The organism is Aeromonas sp. 25-248 (assembly GCF_053005425.1).
Window position 1 is genome coordinate 11,238 of record NZ_JBRKTB010000015.1, and the last position, 18,628, is coordinate 29,865.

General features: G+C 60.9%; 13 protein-coding genes. 6 read left to right on the top strand and 7 right to left on the bottom strand.

Going from position 1 to position 18,628, the window contains the following annotated elements; translation table 11 throughout:
• The 7 genes from ACVDHI_RS17485 to ACVDHI_RS17515 form a co-directional block, all read right to left on the bottom strand.
• Window positions 1–4,863: an NAD-glutamate dehydrogenase gene (locus ACVDHI_RS17485; protein ID WP_447212332.1), complete on the bottom strand. Its 4,863-nt coding sequence runs from the start codon at window positions 4,861–4,863 to the stop codon at window positions 1–3.
• 274 nt (window positions 4,864–5,137) lie between these two features.
• On the bottom strand, window positions 5,138–5,359 hold the full coding sequence (locus ACVDHI_RS17490; RefSeq protein WP_447212333.1) for a DUF2835 family protein: 222 nt from the start codon (window positions 5,357–5,359) through the stop codon (window positions 5,138–5,140).
• A 67-nt stretch (window positions 5,360–5,426) separates the two neighbouring features.
• Complete coding sequence (gene pepN, locus ACVDHI_RS17495; protein ID WP_447212334.1) at window positions 5,427–8,051, bottom strand: aminopeptidase N; 2,625 nt, start codon at window positions 8,049–8,051, stop codon at window positions 5,427–5,429.
• Window positions 8,052–8,180: 129 nt separating this feature from the next.
• Window positions 8,181–10,196, bottom strand: coding sequence for a carboxy terminal-processing peptidase (gene prc / locus ACVDHI_RS17500; RefSeq protein WP_041211433.1), 2,016 nt, complete (start codon window positions 10,194–10,196; stop codon window positions 8,181–8,183).
• 8 nt (window positions 10,197–10,204) lie between these two features.
• Window positions 10,205–10,849 (bottom strand): RNA chaperone ProQ, encoded by a 645-nt coding sequence (gene proQ, locus ACVDHI_RS17505; protein ID WP_010674770.1) that lies wholly within the window; start codon window positions 10,847–10,849, stop codon window positions 10,205–10,207.
• A 101-nt stretch (window positions 10,850–10,950) separates the two neighbouring features.
• Window positions 10,951–11,409 carry a GAF domain-containing protein gene (locus tag ACVDHI_RS17510; RefSeq protein WP_447212335.1) on the bottom strand — a complete coding sequence of 153 codons (459 nt, stop codon included), beginning with the start codon at window positions 11,407–11,409 and terminating at the stop codon, window positions 10,951–10,953.
• Window positions 11,410–11,517: 108 nt separating this feature from the next.
• Window positions 11,518–11,976: a hypothetical protein gene (locus ACVDHI_RS17515; RefSeq protein WP_202042465.1), complete on the bottom strand. Its 459-nt coding sequence runs from the start codon at window positions 11,974–11,976 to the stop codon at window positions 11,518–11,520.
• A 278-nt stretch (window positions 11,977–12,254) separates the two neighbouring features.
• On the opposite strand from ACVDHI_RS17515, the gene ccoN reads away from it, so the two are divergent.
• From ccoN to ACVDHI_RS17545, 6 genes are all read left to right on the top strand, one after another.
• The gene (gene ccoN / locus ACVDHI_RS17520; RefSeq protein ID WP_010674773.1) at window positions 12,255–13,679 is read left to right on the top strand and encodes a cytochrome-c oxidase, cbb3-type subunit I; all 1,425 of its coding nucleotides are present in this window, start codon (window positions 12,255–12,257) and stop codon (window positions 13,677–13,679) included.
• Window positions 13,680–13,697: 18 nt separating this feature from the next.
• The gene (ccoO, locus tag ACVDHI_RS17525) at window positions 13,698–14,312 is read left to right on the top strand and encodes a cytochrome-c oxidase, cbb3-type subunit II (RefSeq protein WP_010674774.1); all 615 of its coding nucleotides are present in this window, start codon (window positions 13,698–13,700) and stop codon (window positions 14,310–14,312) included.
• An 11-nt stretch (window positions 14,313–14,323) separates the two neighbouring features.
• The gene (locus ACVDHI_RS17530; protein ID WP_010674775.1) at window positions 14,324–14,503 is read left to right on the top strand and encodes a CcoQ/FixQ family Cbb3-type cytochrome c oxidase assembly chaperone; all 180 of its coding nucleotides are present in this window, start codon (window positions 14,324–14,326) and stop codon (window positions 14,501–14,503) included.
• Window positions 14,503–15,492: a cytochrome-c oxidase, cbb3-type subunit III gene (ccoP, locus tag ACVDHI_RS17535; protein ID WP_039040785.1), complete on the top strand. Its 990-nt coding sequence runs from the start codon at window positions 14,503–14,505 to the stop codon at window positions 15,490–15,492. The genes ACVDHI_RS17530 and ccoP overlap by 1 nt, the downstream gene beginning before the upstream one ends.
• A 113-nt stretch (window positions 15,493–15,605) precedes the next feature.
• Window positions 15,606–16,094: a FixH family protein gene (locus tag ACVDHI_RS17540; RefSeq protein WP_039040784.1), complete on the top strand. Its 489-nt coding sequence runs from the start codon at window positions 15,606–15,608 to the stop codon at window positions 16,092–16,094.
• Between the two features lie 88 nt (window positions 16,095–16,182).
• Window positions 16,183–18,579 carry a heavy metal translocating P-type ATPase gene (locus ACVDHI_RS17545; protein ID WP_447212336.1) on the top strand — a complete coding sequence of 799 codons (2,397 nt, stop codon included), beginning with the start codon at window positions 16,183–16,185 and terminating at the stop codon, window positions 18,577–18,579.
• Window positions 18,580–18,628: the final 49 nt, after the last annotated feature.

The following is an 18,628-nucleotide window of genomic DNA, read 5'->3' on the forward strand; positions in this document are numbered from 1 at the left end:
TTATGCCGAGGTTCGGCAATTCAACTGGAGCAGGTTCAACTCTCGCAAGGCCACCGAGAACTTGGCGAACTCGTGCGTGCTCGTGGTCTTGAAGTCGGCCAACATGTGGGTCCAACGGGACAAGAGTTGCTCATGCTCCGAAATCCAGTCGGCCAGTATGGTAGCGCATTCCCCCTGCTCTTTGCACCCTTCCAGTACCACGGAGGTGAGGCTGCGTTGCTGCCAGTCCAGATCTTCGCGGAAGGAAGCCCGCGCCATCGCCTGCCAGTGGTTGCCCACCGGCTGATGGTTGATCTGCTCGAGGAACCAGTGCAGATCCAGCTTGGCACCCAGGCGATAGTAGACGTTGGCAACCCGCAGGATGTCGGTCTTGTGCTCCGCGGCAATCTGCGCCAGATCCAGGCAGGAGAAGAGGCTGCTCATGTGGGCCACGCGACGGGCGATGGCCTCCGGCACCTGTTTCTCCATCAGGGCGGCGACAGCCTGGCTGTGTTCGGCCACTTCGCTCTCGTCCATTACCTCATAAAGGTGCTGACTCAGGGTCTCGAAGGCCGGGCGGAAGAAGGCGATGTTCTCGCCGATGCTCCAGCTGCGGTTGCGGGCGCGCAGGAACCAGCGGGTGGCGCGGCGCACGATGCGGCGGCTGTAGAACATCAGCTCGAGCTGGATCTGGGCATCCACCCCGTTGTCACACCCTTCGATGTCACGCCACAGGGCGCCGAGACCGAACACTTCCCGGGCCATGGCGAAGCAGCAGGCCACTTCCGCCACCGAGGCACCGGTCTCGTCCTTCATCCGGCTGGCGAAGTTGAGCCCCATGTCGTTGACCAGCATGTTGGCCACCCGGGTCGCGATGATCTCGCCTCGCAACGGGTGCTGGGCCAGGGCCGCGCCAAATTGCTGCTGCAACTGGGTCGGGAAGCTGGTGACCAGCATGTTGGCGAGGAAGGGCTCCTCGGTCACTTCCGGGCAATTGAGCTGCTCTTTGAGCACCATCTTGCCGTAGGCCACCAGCACGGCGAGCTCGGGTCGGGTCAGCCCCTGCCCTGCCGCCATCCGCTCGGAGAGCTCCTCGTCGGAGGGGAGGAACTCGAGCGCCCGGTCCAGCTTGCCTTCCCGCTCCAGCCCCTGGATGAAGCGCTGCTGCTCTTTCAACTGCTCGGCACCACGGAAGGCGGTCACCGAGATGGACTGGGACTGGCGGTAGGCGTTGGTGATGACCACCTGGGCCACCGCATCCGTCATCTCGTAGAGCATCTGGTTGCGCTGCTTGAGGGTCAGATCCCCGGCGGCCACCAATTGGTTGAGCAGGATCTTGATGTTGACCTCGTTGTCGGAGCAATCCACCCCGCCCACGTTGTCGGTGAAGTCGGTGTTGATGCGACCACCCTGACTCGCGTACTCCACCCGGCCAAGCTGGGTGAAGCCAAGGTTGCCACCCTCGCCCACGATGCGGGCACGCAGGTCACGCCCATTGACGCGCAGCACGTCGTTGCTGCGATCCCCGACGTCGGCGTCGCTCTCGCGGGCACTCTTCACATAGGTACCGATGCCGCCGTTCCAGAGCAGGTCGACGTTCAGGCAGAGCAGCGCCTTGATCAGCTCGTTCGGGGCCATGCCGCTCTTGTCGGTGCCGAGCAGGGTCTGCATTTCCGGACTCAGCTTGATGGACTTGGCAGAGCGCAGGAAGATGCCGCCCCCCTTGGAGATGAGCTCACGGTTGTAGTCATCCCAGCTCGAGCCCGGCAGCTCGAACAGGCGCTTGCGCTCGACGAAGCTCCTGGCCGCATCCGGGGTCGGGTCGACGAAGATGTGCATGTGGTTGAAGGCGCCCACCAGCTGGATGTGCTCGGAGAGCAGCATGCCGTTGCCGAACACGTCGCCGGCCATGTCACCTATCCCCACGCAGGTGAAGTCGGTGGTCTGGCAGTTGATGCCAATCTCACGGAAGTGGCGCTTGACCGATTCCCAGGCGCCGCGGGCGGTGATACCCATCTTCTTGTGGTCATAGCCCACCGAGCCGCCGGAGGCAAACGCATCGCCGAGCCAGTGGCCGTATTCGAGGCTTATCTCGTTGGCGATGTCGGAGAAGGTGGCAGTGCCCTTGTCGGCGGCCACGACCAGGTAGTAGTCATCCTCGTCGTGACGCACCACGGATTTTGGCGGGATCACCTCGCCGCCGATGATGTTGTCAGTCACGTCGAGCAGGCCGCGGATGAACAGACGGTAGCAGGCCTTGCCCTCCTCCTGAATGACGGCACGGGGCGCCCCCGCCGGCATCTGCTTGCAATAGAAGCCGCCCTTGGCGCCAACCGGCACGATGACGGTGTTCTTCACCTGCTGGGCTTTCACCAGACCCAGCACTTCGGTGCGGAAGTCCTCCTTGCGATCGGACCAGCGCAGGCCGCCACGGGCCACCTTGCCCCAGCGCAGGTGTACCCCTTCCACTCGCGGCGAGTAGACAAAGATCTCGAACTTCGGCAGCGGCAGCGGCATGTCGGTGATGCTGGAGGGGGCCAGCTTGAAGGAGATGTAGGGCTTGATGTTGCCCGCTTTGTCCAGCTGGTAGTAGTTGGTGCGCAGGGTGGCGTCGATCATCTCTACATAGCGGCGAATGATGCGATCGTCATCCAGGTTGGCGACCTGATCCAGTTTGGCGGCGAGCTGCTCGTGCAGCTTGGCGGATGCCTTGGCATCTTGCGATGGCACCTTGGCATCCTGCTTGATGGCCGGATCCAGGCGCTGTTCGAACAGAGTGAACAGCAGCTCTGCGATATCCGGATAACGGGTCAGGGTCTCCTCGATGTAGGACTGGCTGAAGGAGACGCCGGTCTGGCGCATGTATTTGGCATAGGCCCGCAGCACGGATACCTGACGACCGGTGAGGCCGGCCCCCAGCACCAGACGGTTGAAGCCGTCATCTTCCAGGGTCTTGTTCCAGATGGCAGCGAAGGCCTGCTGGAAGCGCTGCTGGCTCTGCTCCAGATCGAACGGTTGCTCGCCCCGCAGCAGCATGGAGAAATCGAGGATCCAGAACACCTCGCCGGTGGGGGTCCGTACCTGATACGGGGTCTCGCCGATGACGCGCAGCCCCATGTTTTCCAGCATGGGCAGGACGTCGGAGAGGTGGATGGGTTCGCTTCGGTGGAACAGCTTGAGGCGTACCCGGCGATCGTTCTCCTCCTCCTGGGCGCGGTAGAACAGCATGCCAAGCGGCTCGGCCTCGCTCAATCCATCCAGGGCCATGATGTCCGCGACGGCAGAGCCCGGCAGCACATCTTCCTTGTAGGCACGGGGGAAGGCGGTGCTGAAACGGCGGCGCAGCTCGTTGCCGCGGGCCTCGCCATAGTGGGAAAGCAGCACGGAATCCAGGCGGTCATCCCAGCTGCGGGCCGCTTCAATCAGGTTGTTCTGTACTTCGTTCACATCCACATCCACGTTGTTGTTGTTGACCCGCACTATGTAGTGGGTCCGTGCCAGCACGCCCTCGGTGAAGTAGACGTTGAACTCCACATCGATGCTGCTGCCAAAATATTTCTGCAAAATCTGCTGGGTCTTGACTCGCAGCGCCGTGTTGTAGCGCTCCTTGGTGACATAGACCATGCAGGAGAAGAAGCGGCCGTAGACGTCGCGGCGCACGAACAGGCGCAGCATGTCCCGCTCCTGCATCTCCAGCACCCCGAGACCGGTGGCCAGCAGCTCCTCTTCACGGGCCTGGATCAGCTCGTCGCGCGGGTAGGTTTCCAGCACGTTCAGCAGCGCCTTGTAGGCATGAGAGCCCGATTCAAAGCCGGAGGCGGCCATGATGCGCTCGAGGCGGTGGCTGATGAGGGGGATCTGGGTCGCACTGGTGTTGTAGATGGAGGAGGCATACAGGCCGATGAAGCGATCCTCTCCCACCACCTTGCCGTGCTCGTCGAAGCGCTTGATGCCGATGTAATCCACATAGGCCGGACGATGCACCCGGGACTTGCTGTTGGACTTGGTGAGGATCAGCAAGTCGGAACTGAGGGCCGCGTGACGGGCGCTGGCGGGCATGGTGCCGAGGCGCTGGCCTTCGTCCTTGATGGAGTTCTTCATCAGCCCCAGGCTGGACTCGGGCTGCGGCAGGATCTCGTGATCCCCCTCCACCGCCTTGACGTCGTAGCGACGATAACCCATCAGGGTGAAGTTGTGGGCGGCCACCCATTTGAGGAAGGCGACGCAGGAGTCCACCTCAGCCTGGCTGACCGGGTTCTTGCGTTTGGGCAGCTCCTCGATGATCTCGTTCAGGCGCGTCAGCATGGGCTGCCAGTCTCCCACCGCCAGGGCCACTTCCCGCGCGACCGAGTTGAGCTCGGCAGTCAGGGCGTCCATCTCCTCTTCACCGGTCAGGTGATCGATTTCGATGAGGAAGGCGGTTTCCACCGAGGTCTGCTCTGCGGTGTTGTCCAGATCCAGGATGGCGCCAATCTTGCCGCCTTCGCCGCGGATCAGGTGCAGCGGCTGGTGCAGCATCATGTGGGCGGTGATGTTGAGACGCTTGAGGGCCATGCGGATGGAGTCCACCAGGAAGGGGGAATCCTGCAGGATGATCTCGACGATGGTATGGGGAGACTGCCATCCGTGGCGGGTCAGCTCGGGGTTGTAGACCCGGATATAGGGCTCGATGCCGGTGCGGTGGTTGAGGGCATTCCACAGACTGAGGGCGGCGCCATAGAGATCGCTGTCATTGCGGTCATGCAGATCAGTGCTGGCCATGTTGCCGTAGAACTTGGCAACGAAACATTCGACCAGGGAGGCACTGTTTTTCGGCAATTTCTGGTGGATCAGACTGAGAACGTTTTCGAGCAGAACGGAGGTAGGGGCGTCTTTCAATGCCATTGCTAGTTTCCTTATCGGACGACATCACAGACACGGCGACATCCACCCAGGATGCCCACCGGTACAGAGTTGCAGCGAAGTGTAATGGCTTGGATCAAGGAAGGCGAGCAAAGGTGATAACGGGATGTTAAAAACAAGGGGCAGATCACGGCTTGGGTTGTGATAAATTTTGCCAAGTTGGCAAAATTCAGAAAATCGCACTGGATGCCGCGCCATTTACCGGATAGATAGTGACTTAAAGCAGATATTTACCCGGATTGATGTTCAAGTTTTGTTAATTTATGCGTTCCAGGGAAATGAAGCGATGATCGTCCTGGGTTTTCAGTCGAAAGTAGCCGTGAACGCCGCTCTCCGACACAAAACGCCGGATTTTCTCCAACCCCAGCTCCAGGATCAGACCCTGCTCGGTACGTACCACCAGGCGGCTCACCTGTCCCTGGTACATCAGCATGATCTCGTCGCGGCCAAGGGAGAGCCGAAAAGTGTATTGCCTCATGTCACCTCCTGGTCATCCATGAAAAACGGGCAGGAGAGCCAGACTCCCCTGCCCGCCGTCGTGACGCTTACTGTGCCAGCGCCTTGCTCACCTTCTCGAACAGATCCCGCGCCAGCCCGTCCAGGTTGGCCAGGCGGGTCAGCTCGGCGCGAACCAGCGCCTTGCGCCCCTCATCGAGCCGCTTGAACTGGATAAGCGGGGTGATGAGGCGGGACGCCACCTGGGGATTGACCTCGTTGAGCTCGATCAAGATATCGGTCAGGAAGCGATAGCCGCTGCCATCGGCGGCGTGGAACTGCACCTGGTTGCTCATGGCGAAGCTGCCGATGAGCGCCCGCAGCCGGTTCGGGTTGCGGATGCTGAAGGTCGGGTGCGCCATCGCCTGCTTCACGTCATCGAGCACATCCTTGGCCGGCTTGGCCCCCACCAGCCGCAGCCAGTTGTCCAGTACCAGGCCATCATGGGCCCACTTGCCTTCGAAGTCGGCCAAGAGCGCAGCGCGGCACGGCAGCAGATGGCTGTTGGCCACCTGGAGTGCAGCCAGGGTGTCGGTCATGTTGTCGGCGGCCCCGTACTGCTCGCGCACCAGGGTATCGGCCTTCGCGGCATCCAGCGCCGCCAGATAACCCAGCACCACGCCCTTGAGGGCCCGCTTGGCCATGTCGGCATGGACCACCTGATAAGCCGGCAGGCGCAGGCTCTCGTAGCACGCCAGCAGGCGGTCGCCGAAGGCGTGGGCCAGTACGGCCTGGATCCCGTTGCGCACCTGGTGGATGGCGTCGATGTCGGCCACCTCGAACAGCTCGGCCAGGGTCGCCTCTCCCGGCAGGGCCAGGATCTCTGCCTTGAGGGCGGGATCCAGCGCAGCCTCGTCCAGAATGGCGACAAAGGCCGCCAGCAGGGTGTGGGAGAGTTCAACCCCCTGCCCGTGCTGCACCCGCGCCACCCCGTCGATCACCGCCTTGTTGATCAGCATCTGCGCCGCATCCCAGCGGGCAAACTCGTTGCGGGCATGGCGCATCAGGAAGGCCAGGGCCTCGTCGCTGTAGTCATAGTGCAGCTTGACCGGAGCGGAGAAGTCCCGCAGCAGGGAGGGTACCGGTCTGACCGGCACCTGGTCGAATTCGAACGTCTGCTGTGCTTCCAGCACGTCCAGCACATTGCCGATGGCCCTGCCCTGGTATTGCAGCGGGATGACGGCACCCTGTGCATCGTAGAGCTCGATGTCGAGGGGGATATGCAGCGGCAGCTTTTGTGGCTGATCCTGGGTCGGCGGGGTGTGCTGGCTCACGTGCAGACGATAGACACCACTTTCGGCATCGTACTCGTCGGCCACGGTGAGCTCGGGGGTGCCGGACTGGTTGTACCAGCGGCGGAAGCGAGCGAGATCCACCCCGGAGGCATCCTCCATCGCCTGCACGAAGTCGTCGCAGGTGGCGGCAGAGCCGTCGTGACGCTCGAAGTAGAGGCGCATGCCCGCCTGGAAGGCGTCCTCCCCCAGCAGGGTGTGCATCATTCGGATCACTTCAGAGCCCTTCTCGTAGACGGTCAGGGTGTAGAAGTTGTTCATCTCGATCACCACATCCGGACGGATGGGGTGGGCCATGGGGCCGGCATCTTCGGCAAACTGCGGACCGCGCACGGTGCGCACGTTGTTGATGCGGTTGACGCCGCGCGACCCCAGATCGGAGGAGAACTCCTGATCCCGGAACACCGTCAGCCCCTCTTTGAGGCTTAACTGGAACCAGTCGCGGCAGGTGACGCGGTTGCCGGTCCAGTTGTGGAAGTATTCGTGGCCAATCACCCGCTCGATGCCGTGGTAGTCCGCATCGGTGGCAGTGGTCGGGTTGGCCAGCACGAACTTGGAGTTGAAGATGTTGAGCCCCTTGTTCTCCATGGCTCCCATGTTGAAGAAGTCCACCGCCACGATCATGTAGATGTCGAGGTCATACTCGAGGCCGAAACGCTGCTCGTCCCAGCGCATGGAGTGGATGAGGCTCTCCATGGCGAAACCGGCGCGGTCCAGGTTGCCCTTGTCCACGAAGATCTCGAGCGCCACCTGGCGGCCGCTTTTGGTAATGAAGTGGTTGCGCTCCACGTCGAAGTCACCGGCCACCAGGGCGAACAGGTAGCTCGGTTTGGGGAAGGGATCCTGCCACTGCACGAAGTGGCGACCGTCGTCCAGATCGCCGCTCGCGACCTTGTTGCCATTGGAGAGCAGATAGGGGTACTTGGCCTTGTCGGCGGTGATGCGGGTACTGTAACGGGCCAGGATGTCCGGCCTGTCCATGTAATAGGTGATACGACGAAAGCCCTCGGCCTCGCACTGGGTGCAATAGGCATCGCCGGATTTGTAGAGCCCCTCCAGCGCCGTGTTGGCGGCGGGATCGATGTCGGTGACCACGGTCAGCACGCACTCGGCCGGCAGGTTGAACAGAGTCAGGCTGCTCTCTCCCTGCTCGTATTGCTGATAGGGCACGCCATCCACGCTGACGCTGACAAGGTCAAGCCCCTCGCCGTCCAGCACCAGGGGTTCGTTGTGATCGCCGCTGCGACGCAAACGGGAGATGGCGGTGACCCGGGTCAGGGGCTCTTGCAGCTGAAAATCGAGATCCAGGCTGTCACACCAATAGAGGGGAGCCTGGTAATCCTGGCGATATTTGGCCGTCATGGCCTGAGGTTGTTCAGTCATTATTGTGTGCTTCCACGCTTTGTTATTGACGTGTCAGAGGCTGTCACAAGGCTCGGACAGGGTCAAATAGTTTGCATTCAGGCAAAAGAAAGGGCGACCCGAGTCGCCCTTGTCATTTCGTTGCCAGCATCAGCTCTTCTTGCTGAGGGTGGCCAGATCCGCCGTGATGTTGGCCGCTTCCACCTGGTATTCGTCAGGTGCCTCGAAATCGGTCGGCAGTTCATCCAGGCTCTTCACCGTCGGTTTGCCAAGACGGGTCAGCCGCTCGTTGGCTCGCGCCAGCGCCTTCTCGTCCTGTTTGGCCTGTTCAGCCAGCCGCTCGGCTTCGTTCAGGGAGACCGACTTCTTGTCCTTGTCCGCCTGATACTCCTTGATGTCCTGCAGCACATAGGCAAATTCCGGATCCTTGGTGATCCGCGCCTCGTGGGCCGCTTTCAGCTTGGGCAACAGGCTGGAGAAGTCCCCCAGTCGCTCGTAGCTGGCCGAGGCGATCTTGTCCCAGGGCAAGGCGTTGAACTCGCGGCTCTCCCCCGTCTCACCCGGCGCCACTGCGGTCGGGAAGGCGATATCGGGTGCAACCCCTTTGTTCTGGGTACTGCCGCCATCGATACGGTAGAACTTGGCGATGGTGTACTGCACGTGACCCAGCGGCTGCTCGTAGAAGTCATAGACCTTTGCGAGGCTGCGATGCTGCTGCACCGTCCCCTTGCCGAACGAGTTTTCGCCGAGGATCAGCGCACGACCGTAATCCTGCATGGCGGCGGCGAAGATCTCGGACGCCGAAGCGCTGTAGCGGTCGATCATCACCGACATGGGGCCACCGTAGTAGACATTGCCGTCGTCGTCGCCGTTGACGGTGATGCGACCCATGTGATCACGGATCTGCACCACGGGACCGCTGGCGAAGAAGAGACCGCTCAGGGCGGAGGCTTCCGTCAGGGCACCGCCGCCGTTGCCGCGCAGATCGACGATGAGGCCGTCGATCTTCTGCTTGTTGAGGCTGGAGATCTCCTTGATCACGTCGTCGTGCAGGTTGACGTAGAAGCTCGGGATCTCGAGCACGCCGATCTTCTTGCCCTCGGCGGTGATCACCTTGGACTTGGCGGCTCTGTCTTCCAGACGCACCTTGTCACGCACCAGCTCCACCAGCTCGGTCTTGGCGGTCGCGCCCTTGCCGCGCTGGATCTCCAGCTTCACCTTGCTGCCCTTGGGCCCCTTGATGAGCTCGACCACGTCGTCAAGACGCCAGCCAATGACATCCACAATCTTGCCGTCGTCCTGCCCCACCCCGGTGATCTTGTCATCGGGTTTCAGGTGATTGGACTTGGCCGCCGGGCCGCCTGGCACCAGGGAGCGGATGACGGTGAAGTCATCTTCCGCCTGCAGCACGGCCCCAATCCCCTCCAGCGAGAGGTTCATCTCGGTGTTGAACCGATCGGCGCTGCGCGGAGACAGATAGCTGGTGTGCGGCTCGATGGCGCGGGCGAAGGAGTTCATGAAGAGCTGGAACACGTCCTCGCTCTCGGTCTGGGACATCCGCTTGATGGCGTTGTTGTAACGCTTGCCAAGCAGTTCCTTGATCTCGGGCCACTCCTTGCCGCTGAGCTTGAGGCTCAGGGCATCGAACTTGACCCGCTGACGCCACAGCTCGTTGAGCTCGGCTTCATCCTTGGGCCAGGGAGCCCCTTCCCGATCGAAGACGTAATTGTCTTTCTGGGTAAAATCGAAGGGAGTGTCGAGCAGTTTGAGGGCGTATTCGAACCGCTCGTACCGCCGCTGCTGACTCAGGTTGAACATCTCGTAGGCCGGAGCCAGTCGCCCTCGCTCGAGGTCGGTGTCAAAACCGGTACGATATTTCTCAAAACGGCTGATGTCAGAGGCCAGAAACAGGTTGCGGCTGTAGTCCAGATTCTCCAGATACTTGTCAAAGATCACGGAGGAAAAGGCGTCGTCCAGCTTGAACTGTTTGTAGTGGGAGCGGGTAAACAGATTGGCAATTCGCTTGCTGGCCGTAGCATGTTGGCTCTCTTGAGCCAACACAGGCAAATCACTTTCCTTGAGCACCGGCTCGATGGCCTGTGCGAGCCCGGCAAGCGCCAGGCTACAGGCAACGAGTGAAAAACGAATCACGCCATGCTTCAACATTCGTCTCCTTAGAGAACCAGATGCTCGAACTTGACCCGCAACATCATGCCGGTCTGCAATTGAACCTGTACGTCATCCTTGGTCACTTCCTTGATGGTCGCAGGCACGGGGGACTTGCCCAGCACGACGCGCACGCCCTGCTCGACTTTCAGGGTAGCGGCATCCACTTTCACCAGCGGCGCATCGGCGACCGGTGCAGCCTTGGGAGCAGGGGCGGACTTGGGCTTGTCGGAGCGGGGAGCGTCAGCCTTGCGCGGCGCGTTGCGACGCGGCTGCTTGGGCTTGTCTTCCTTCTCCTTGGTGTTGGTGCGGCGGCTGGCAAAGACACGTTCCTTGCTCTCCTTGAGCGCCTGTTTGGCATGCTCGATGTGCTCTTCGGTGAGCAGCTCGCCCGGGTTGCCGTCCAGATCGACACGGGCCTGGCCAGCCTTGAGGCCATGCAGGTAACGCCAGCTGGAGGTGTATTGACGCAGAGCAGAGCGCAGCATGGTCTTGGAGACTCTCTCGTCATCAGCAAGACGCGCGGCCAGATCCTGGAAGATGCCAATCTTGAGTGGCTTGGCCTCTCCTTCAGCGATGAAGCAGGCCGGGAATTTCTCGACCAGGTAGGCGACGATCTCTTTACTGTTCTTCAGCTTTTCAGTGTTTTCCATGTATAACCTTGGCTTTCATATAGACGCACGGGCATGCCCGAACACAACAAAGGCCCCATTATAGAGAGCTTGGGACCTTTTGCGAACCATCTAGCAATGACTTAGAGCATGCTTTCCAAAATTTGCACCGTTTCTTCGAGGCCAATCCGGTCCTGCTCGTCAAAGCGGTTAAAGATTGGACTGTCGATGTCCAGCACCCCGATGATCTCCCCGCCACGGCGCAGCGGGATCACGATTTCCGAGTTGCTGGCACCGTCGCACGCAATGTGCCCCGCGAACTGGTGCACGTCGTCCACCAGCTGGGTCTTGCCCTCGGCAACCGTAGTGCCACAGACGCCGCGCCCGACCGGGATGCGCACACAGGCCGGCTTGCCCTGGAACGGGCCGAGCACCAGGGTCTCGCCCTGCAGCAGGTAGAAACCAACCCAGTTGATGTCAGCCAGTTCCTGATTGAGCAGGGCAGACAGGTTTGCAAGGGTGGCGATCATGTCGGGTTCGCCCTCCAGCAATGCCTGGGCCTGCTGGTTGAGCGTGCGATAAAATGCTTGTTTTTCAATCATGATTAAATGAACTTCACTCCTTGATAATCAATGCAAGGTACCGTCCTGCCTGAAAATTTCAAATCAATTTTCATTTATCCCCCCTCTTGGGGCCCGATGAGAGGCCGTTCAACGTGCCGCGCCCAACGTCAGTTGATGGCGCTGGCCATTGCTCCACTCGATGGTCAGGAGCCAGTCCATCGCCTCGGTCGTACAACTTCCCACCTGGGCCACCCCTCGCCACCCCGCTTGGCTGGGTTCAAACAGCACGGGGATGAGCCCCATGAACATCTCCTTGCCCTCGAGCCAGGCCTTGACCGGCGTGATGGCCGGCACACCCCCTTGAAGGCGCAGGACAAAGTCATGTTCAGGGAGGATCGGCAAGCCATCGATGCTGACCGTCAGCGGGCGATCCCCGACGATGAGGCGGCAGGGGCTGTGGGACAGATCACAAATCTGAACATTGGTGTCCTCTTCATGATCGCTTCCAGTGCCTGAAAACCAGGTTCGATAGGCCATCAGGGAGAGCAAAATGACCAGCACCATGGACAGGTGGACGATTTTGCGTGAAGTGAGTCTCTCTTTCATGAAAAAACAGCTCTGTAAGGTACTTTGAAAATGTAATTTTCGTGATCTGGCGCAAGGTAAAAACTGGCGGACATGAGACCCGCTGGAGCCAAATATATCACTGTTTGTACTGTTATTTTACCGGTCATTTCAGTATCATTCTCAATGGATTTTCATTTAACCACCTTTTGCTTTTCCTTTTATTAACAGATGTTAACGAGAGGATTTTGCAAAACCGGGGTAAAATGGCCCAGGACACCGGGCAACACAAACAACAGCATCGGAAGCGGAATACAACGATGAGCCATACAACAAACCACCCTGAGTACAACTACACCGTTGTGCGCCAGTTCACCGTCATGACGATTGTCTGGGGTATCGTCGGCATGTCGGTGGGTGTATTGATTGCAGCCCAGTTGATCTGGCCTGCCCTCAACTTCGACACCCCCTGGCTGACGTACAGCCGTCTGCGTCCCCTGCATACCAATGCGGTCATCTTCGCATTTGGTTGCAGCGCCCTGATGGCCACCTCCTTCTACGTGGTGCAACGCACCTGTCAGGTCCGGCTGTTTGGTGGCCCCCTCGCCTCCTTCGTGTTCTGGGGCTGGCAGGCGATCATTCTGTCTGCAGCCATCTCGCTGCCGCTGGGGTACACCACCTCCAAAGAGTACGCCGAGCTGGAGTGGCCCATCGACATCGCCATCGCCGTGGTCTGGGTGAGCTATGCCATCGTCTTCTTCGGCACCCTGGTCAAGCGCACCACCTCCCACATCTATGTGGCGAACTGGTTCTTCGGTGCCTTCATCATCACGGTGGCCGTGCTGCACATCGTCAACAACATGGAAGTGCCCCTCTCCGGCATGAAGTCCTACTCCATGTACTCCGGCGCCATGGATGCCATGGTGCAGTGGTGGTATGGCCACAACGCGGTGGGCTTCCTGCTGACGGCGGGCTTCCTTGGCATGATGTACTACTTCGTGCCCAAGCAGGCGGGTCGCCCCGTCTACTCCTACCGCCTCTCCATCGTGCACTTCTGGGCGCTGATCTCCCTTTATATCTGGGCCGGTCCGCACCACCTGCACTATACCGCCCTGCCTGACTGGGCCCAGTCGCTGGGCATGGTGATGTCCCTCATCCTGTTCGTGCCCTCCTGGGGCGGCATGATCAACGGCATCATGACCCTCTCGGGTGCCTGGCACAAGCTGCGTTATGACCCCATCCTGCGCTTCCTGATCGTCTCCCTGTCGTTCTACGGCATGTCGACCTTCGAAGGCCCCATGATGGCGATCAAGACCGTCAACGCCCTCTCCCACTACACCGACTGGACTATCGGTCACGTTCACTCCGGTGCCCTGGGCTGGGTTGCCATGGTGTCCATCGGTGCCGTCTACCACCTGATCCCGAACCTGTTCGGGCAGGGGCGCATGTACAGCATCAAGCTCATCAACGTCCACTTCTGGCTGGCCACCGTGGGCACCGTGCTCTATATCGTCGCCATGTGGATTTCCGGTGTGATGCAGGGCCTGATGTGGCGTGCGGTCAACGACGACGGCACCCTGACCTACAGCTTCGTGGAGGCGCTGCAAGCTTCCTATCCCTTCTACTTCGTGCGCTTCCTGGGTGGCTGCTTCTTCGTCACCGGCATGCTGCTGATGGCCTACAACGCCTACCGCACCGTCACTGCGCCCAAGGGTTCCCTGGAACCCGTCGCACAGCCAGCCTGATTTGAAGGGGTTTAAAGCATGAGCAACAACAACCGTCACGAGATTTTTGAAAAAAGCGTCCCCATGCTGGTCATTGGCATCATCTTCGCCATCAGCCTGGGGGGCCTGGTGGAAATCACCCCCCTGTTCTTCCAGAAGCAGACCAACGAGCCGGTGGAGGGCCTCAAGCCCTACACCGCCCTGCAGATGGAAGGACGCGACATCTACATCCGCGAAGGCTGCACCGTCTGCCACAGCCAGATGATCCGCCCGTTCCGCGCCGAGACCGAACGCTACGGCCACTACTCGGTTGCCGGCGAGAGCGTGTGGGAGCACCCCTTCCTGTGGGGCTCCAAGCGTACCGGTCCGGATCTGGCCCGGGTCGGCGGCCGCTACTCCGATGACTGGCATCGCGCCCACCTCATCAACCCGCGCGACGTGGTGCCCGAGTCCAACATGCCGGCCTTCCCCTGGCTCGAGACCAATGTGCTGAGTGGCGAGCTGACCGGCAAGAAGCTGGCTCTGTTCCGGGATCACTTCGGCGTGCCCTATACCGATGCCGACATCGCCGGCGCCGGTGAGGCCGTCAAGGGCAAGACCGAGCTGGATGCGCTGATCGCCTATCTGCAATCACTGGGCCATGCCCTGAAATAAGGAGTCGGGATATGGATTACGGCACATTTCGCGGCCTGTACACCCTGCTGCTGATGGTCATCATGATTGGCATCATCGTCTGGGCCTACAGCAAGCGCCGCAAGGCTTCTTTCGACGAGGCCGCCAACCTGGTTTTTGCCGATGACGAGCAACCCAGTGCTGATAACAAGAACGCAGGAGCGAAGCAATAATGAGCACTCTGTTTAGCATTTTTGTGACCGTCATAAGCCTTGGCACCATTCTCGGCTGCTTCCTGCTGCTGGCCTGGTGCATGAAGGACAAGATGGGGGCCGAAGAGGGCAAACCCATGGGTCACACCTTCGACGGCATCGAGGAGATCAACAATCCCCTGCCGAAGTGGTGGTCCTATATGTTCCTCTTCTTCATCGTCACCGGGCTCATCTACCTGCTCGCCTTCCCGGGCCTTGGCAACTTCAAGGGTCTGCTGGGCTGGCAAAGCTCCAACCAGGATGTGCGTTCCCTGGCCGAGTCCAAGGCGGCGGCCGAGTCTGCCAAGGCCGAAGGACGCGCGGTGGAATACGACCGGGAACTTGCCAAGGCCGACGAGATCTACGGCGCCAAGTTCCGCGAGCTGACCTATCAGGCTGACGGCAAGAGCTACAAGGAGATCACCGAGATCGCCAAGGATCCGGAAGCCCTGAAGGTGGGTCAGCGACTGTTCCTGCAAAACTGTTCCCAGTGTCATGGCTCCGATGCCCGCGGTGGCCGCGGTTTCCCGAACCTGACCGACAGCGAATGGCAGTGGGGCGGCGCCCCCGACCAGATCAAGACAACCATCATGGGCGGTCGTCAGGGGATCATGGCCGCCTGGGGCGAGATCCTGGGTCAGGACGGGGTGAAGGAGGTGGCTTCCTATGTGCTGAGCCTCTCCGGTCGCAAGGTTGATCTGGTGGAAGCCAAGAAAGGGGAAGCACGCTTTGCCATGTGCGCCGCCTGCCACGGCCCGGATGCCAAGGGCGGCATCGCCTTCGGCGCTCCCGACTTGACCAACAACATCTGGCTCTATGGCGGCTCCCGTCAGGTGGTCGAACAGACCATCACCCACGGGCGCCACGGCGTGATGCCGGCCTGGAAGGACATTCTGGGGGAAGACAAGGTACACCTGCTCGCTTCCTACGTTTACAGCTTGTCCCACAACGATCGGCAAAATCAGCAGTAACATGTGATAAGCACGTGATTAATCAGCAAAAAGCCTCGACTCTTCGAGGCTTTTTGTTATCTTGTGTTGGCTGAATTACCGCCATTTCGTTAACCATTTGTTTCGGTAGCATCATGACCCAACCCTGGTATCGCCAATTCTGGCCCTGGTTCATCATCGCCCTCCCCTGCGCCGCCGTGGTAGGCAGCATCGCCACCGCCATCATTGCCAGCAAGGATGGGGTCAACCTGGTAGCGGAGGACTACTACAAGCAGGGCAAGGAGATTAACCAGGATCTCAGCAAGTTCGATCGCGCCGAGGCGCTCGGCATCCGTATCGCCCTCAATGTCAGCGACAAGGAGCTGACTTTGACTCCCCTGGCAGGGAAGATCCCACCAGGGCAAGCACTGCACCTCTCCCTGTTTCATCCCACGTTGGCGGGCCTGGACAGCGAACATCTGCTGACGGCCGATGGCAAGGGAGTCTATCGCCTGATGCTGGACAAGCCCCTCACCGGCAAGTGGCACGTGCGGGTCGATGCCTTCAACCATGAGTGGCGCCTCCAGGAGACGGCACAACTGCCGACTCAGGCAGCGATTGAGCTCGATCCCAAGGGACGTTGAATCACGAAGGCAGGGTGATCGGCACGCCGGTCAGCCGCCCTTCTCCCCGACCCGGCCTGCAGGGCTGCATCAAAGAGGGATGATCACCATGACCGGCTGTTTTCACTGTGGTGAACCGGTTCCCACTGGCAGTAACTTTACTCTCGAGATCAAAGGCATCGTTCAGCCGATGTGCTGCCCTGGCTGCCAAGCCGTGGCACAGACCATTCTCGAATGCGGCCTCGCCAGTTATTACGAACACCGCACCGCTCCCGGCATCAAGGGGGAGCTGGTGCCCGAAGAGCTCGCCGCCCTCACCCACTACGATCTGGCGGAGGTGCAGCAGGAGTTCGTCACCGACACCGGTACGGGTCGCGAAACGACGCGCGAGATCCAGCTGACGGTGGAGGGCTTGACCTGCGCCGCCTGTGCCTGGCTCATCGAGCGGCACCTGATGACCCTGCGCGGTCTGCGTTACATCAACGTCAATACCACCACCCATCGCGCCCGCATCAAGTGGGATCCGGCCCAGCTCTCTTTGAGCGACATTCTCAAGGGCTTTGCCAGGGTCGGCTATCGCGCCTATCCCTTCCAGACTCATCAACAGGAAGCGCTCTACGCCAAAGAGGTGCGCAGCTACATGTTCCGCATGGCGCTGGCCGGGCTTGGATCCATGCAGGTGATGATGTGCGCCGTGGCACTCTACATGGACCTCTTCATCAGCGTGGAAGAGGAGTTCATGATCTACTTCAAGTGGATAAGCCTTCTGCTCTCCACCCCCATCATGATCTACTCGGCCCAGCCTTTTTACGTGGGGGCATGGCGCAGCCTGAAGCAGGGGCACCTCTCCATGGATGTGTCGGTGTCGCTGGCACTGATCGGCGCCTTCGTCGCCTCCATCTGGGCCACGGTCTTCAACACGGGTGAGGTCTATTACGACTCCATCACCATGTTCGTCTTCTTCCTGCTGTTGGGCCGTCTGCTGGAACTGCGAGCGAGGCGCAAGGCGTCGGAGTCGAGCTCCAACCTGGCGCGCCTGGTACCCATCATGGCAACCCGCATCAATGATGACGGCGAACACGAGGTGGCCGCCAAGACGCTGCGAGTCGGAGACAGGGTGCGGGTACTCGCGGGGGCCACTCTGCCAGCCGACGGCATCGTCACCCTGGGCCAGGCCAGCCTCAACGAATCCATGCTGACTGGCGAACAGTTGCCTCTGCTCAAGCAGGCCGGGGATCCCGTCTATGCAGGCACCATCAATACCGATGCCCCCCTGGAGATCCGGGTCAGCCATCCCATTGAAGAGTCGCGTCTCGCCCAGATCATGCGCCTGCAGGATCATGCTCTGGACGACAAGCCCGCCATCGCCCAACTGGCGGACGTGCTGTCGCGCCACTTTATCCTGGTGCTCCTGATCATTGCGGCCGCGGTCTGGACCTTCTGGCATTTTCATCAGCCCGAGCGGGCCTTCTGGGTCACCCTGGCGGTGCTGGTGGCGACCTGTCCCTGCGCCCTCTCGCTGGCCACCCCGACCGCACTGACCTCGGCCACTGCCAACCTGACCCGCAGCGGCATTCTGCTGCGCCGCGGCCACGTGTTGGACATTCTGACCCGAGCCAACCGCATCGTGATGGACAAGACGGGGACCCTGACCACGGGCAACATCAGCCTGGTGAACACCCAGCCCCTCGGCGAGCTCGACGCAGCCCGCTGCCTCGCCCTCGCCCAGGCCCTGGAGACCTACTCCGAGCACCCCATCGCCCGTGCGTTTCGAAGCAAACCACTGGCGGACGGGGTGCCGCTCGCCGCCAGCGACGTCACCCCCGTCATCGGCCACGGCGTGCAGGGAGTGATTGAGGGCAAACATTACCGCATCGGCAGTGCACGCTGGCTCGAACTGGCGCAAGAAGAGAATACCGCTCAAGGGCTGGCCATCTATCTGGCCGATGAACACGGACTGCTGGCCCGTTTCATCCTGGCCGACACGCTACGCCCCGATGCCGGTGCACTGATCCAGGCCTTCAAGGAGGCTGGCCTGCAAACCACCATCCTCACCGGCGACGGTTCGGACCAGGCGGACATGCTGGCCCGCGAGCTGGGTGTCGATGAGCTGGTAAAAGGGGTCACCCCGGACGGCAAGCTGGCCTATCTCAAGGCCCGGGAAGCGGCCGGGGATATCAGCATCATGGTAGGAGATGGCATCAACGACGCTCCCGTGCTGGCCGGCGCTCACGCTTCCTTTGCCATGGCGGGGGGCACGGATCTGGCCAAGAACAGCGCCGACGCCATCCTGCTGGCCGACGATCTCTCCCGTCTGCTGGCCGCCCGGGCCCTGGCCCTGCGCACTCGCAAGATCATCAAGGAGAACTTTGCCTGGTCCATCGGCTACAACCTGCTTGTGCTGCCGCTGGCGGCCAGTGGTTGGCTCCCCCCTTATCTGGCGGCTGCTGGCATGTCCCTGAGCTCCCTCATCGTGGTCACCAACTCCATGCGGCTCAACCGGTGAGCAGCCGTCTGTCATCCTCCCGGGTGGCGGCACCTCTTGCCTCGCCGGG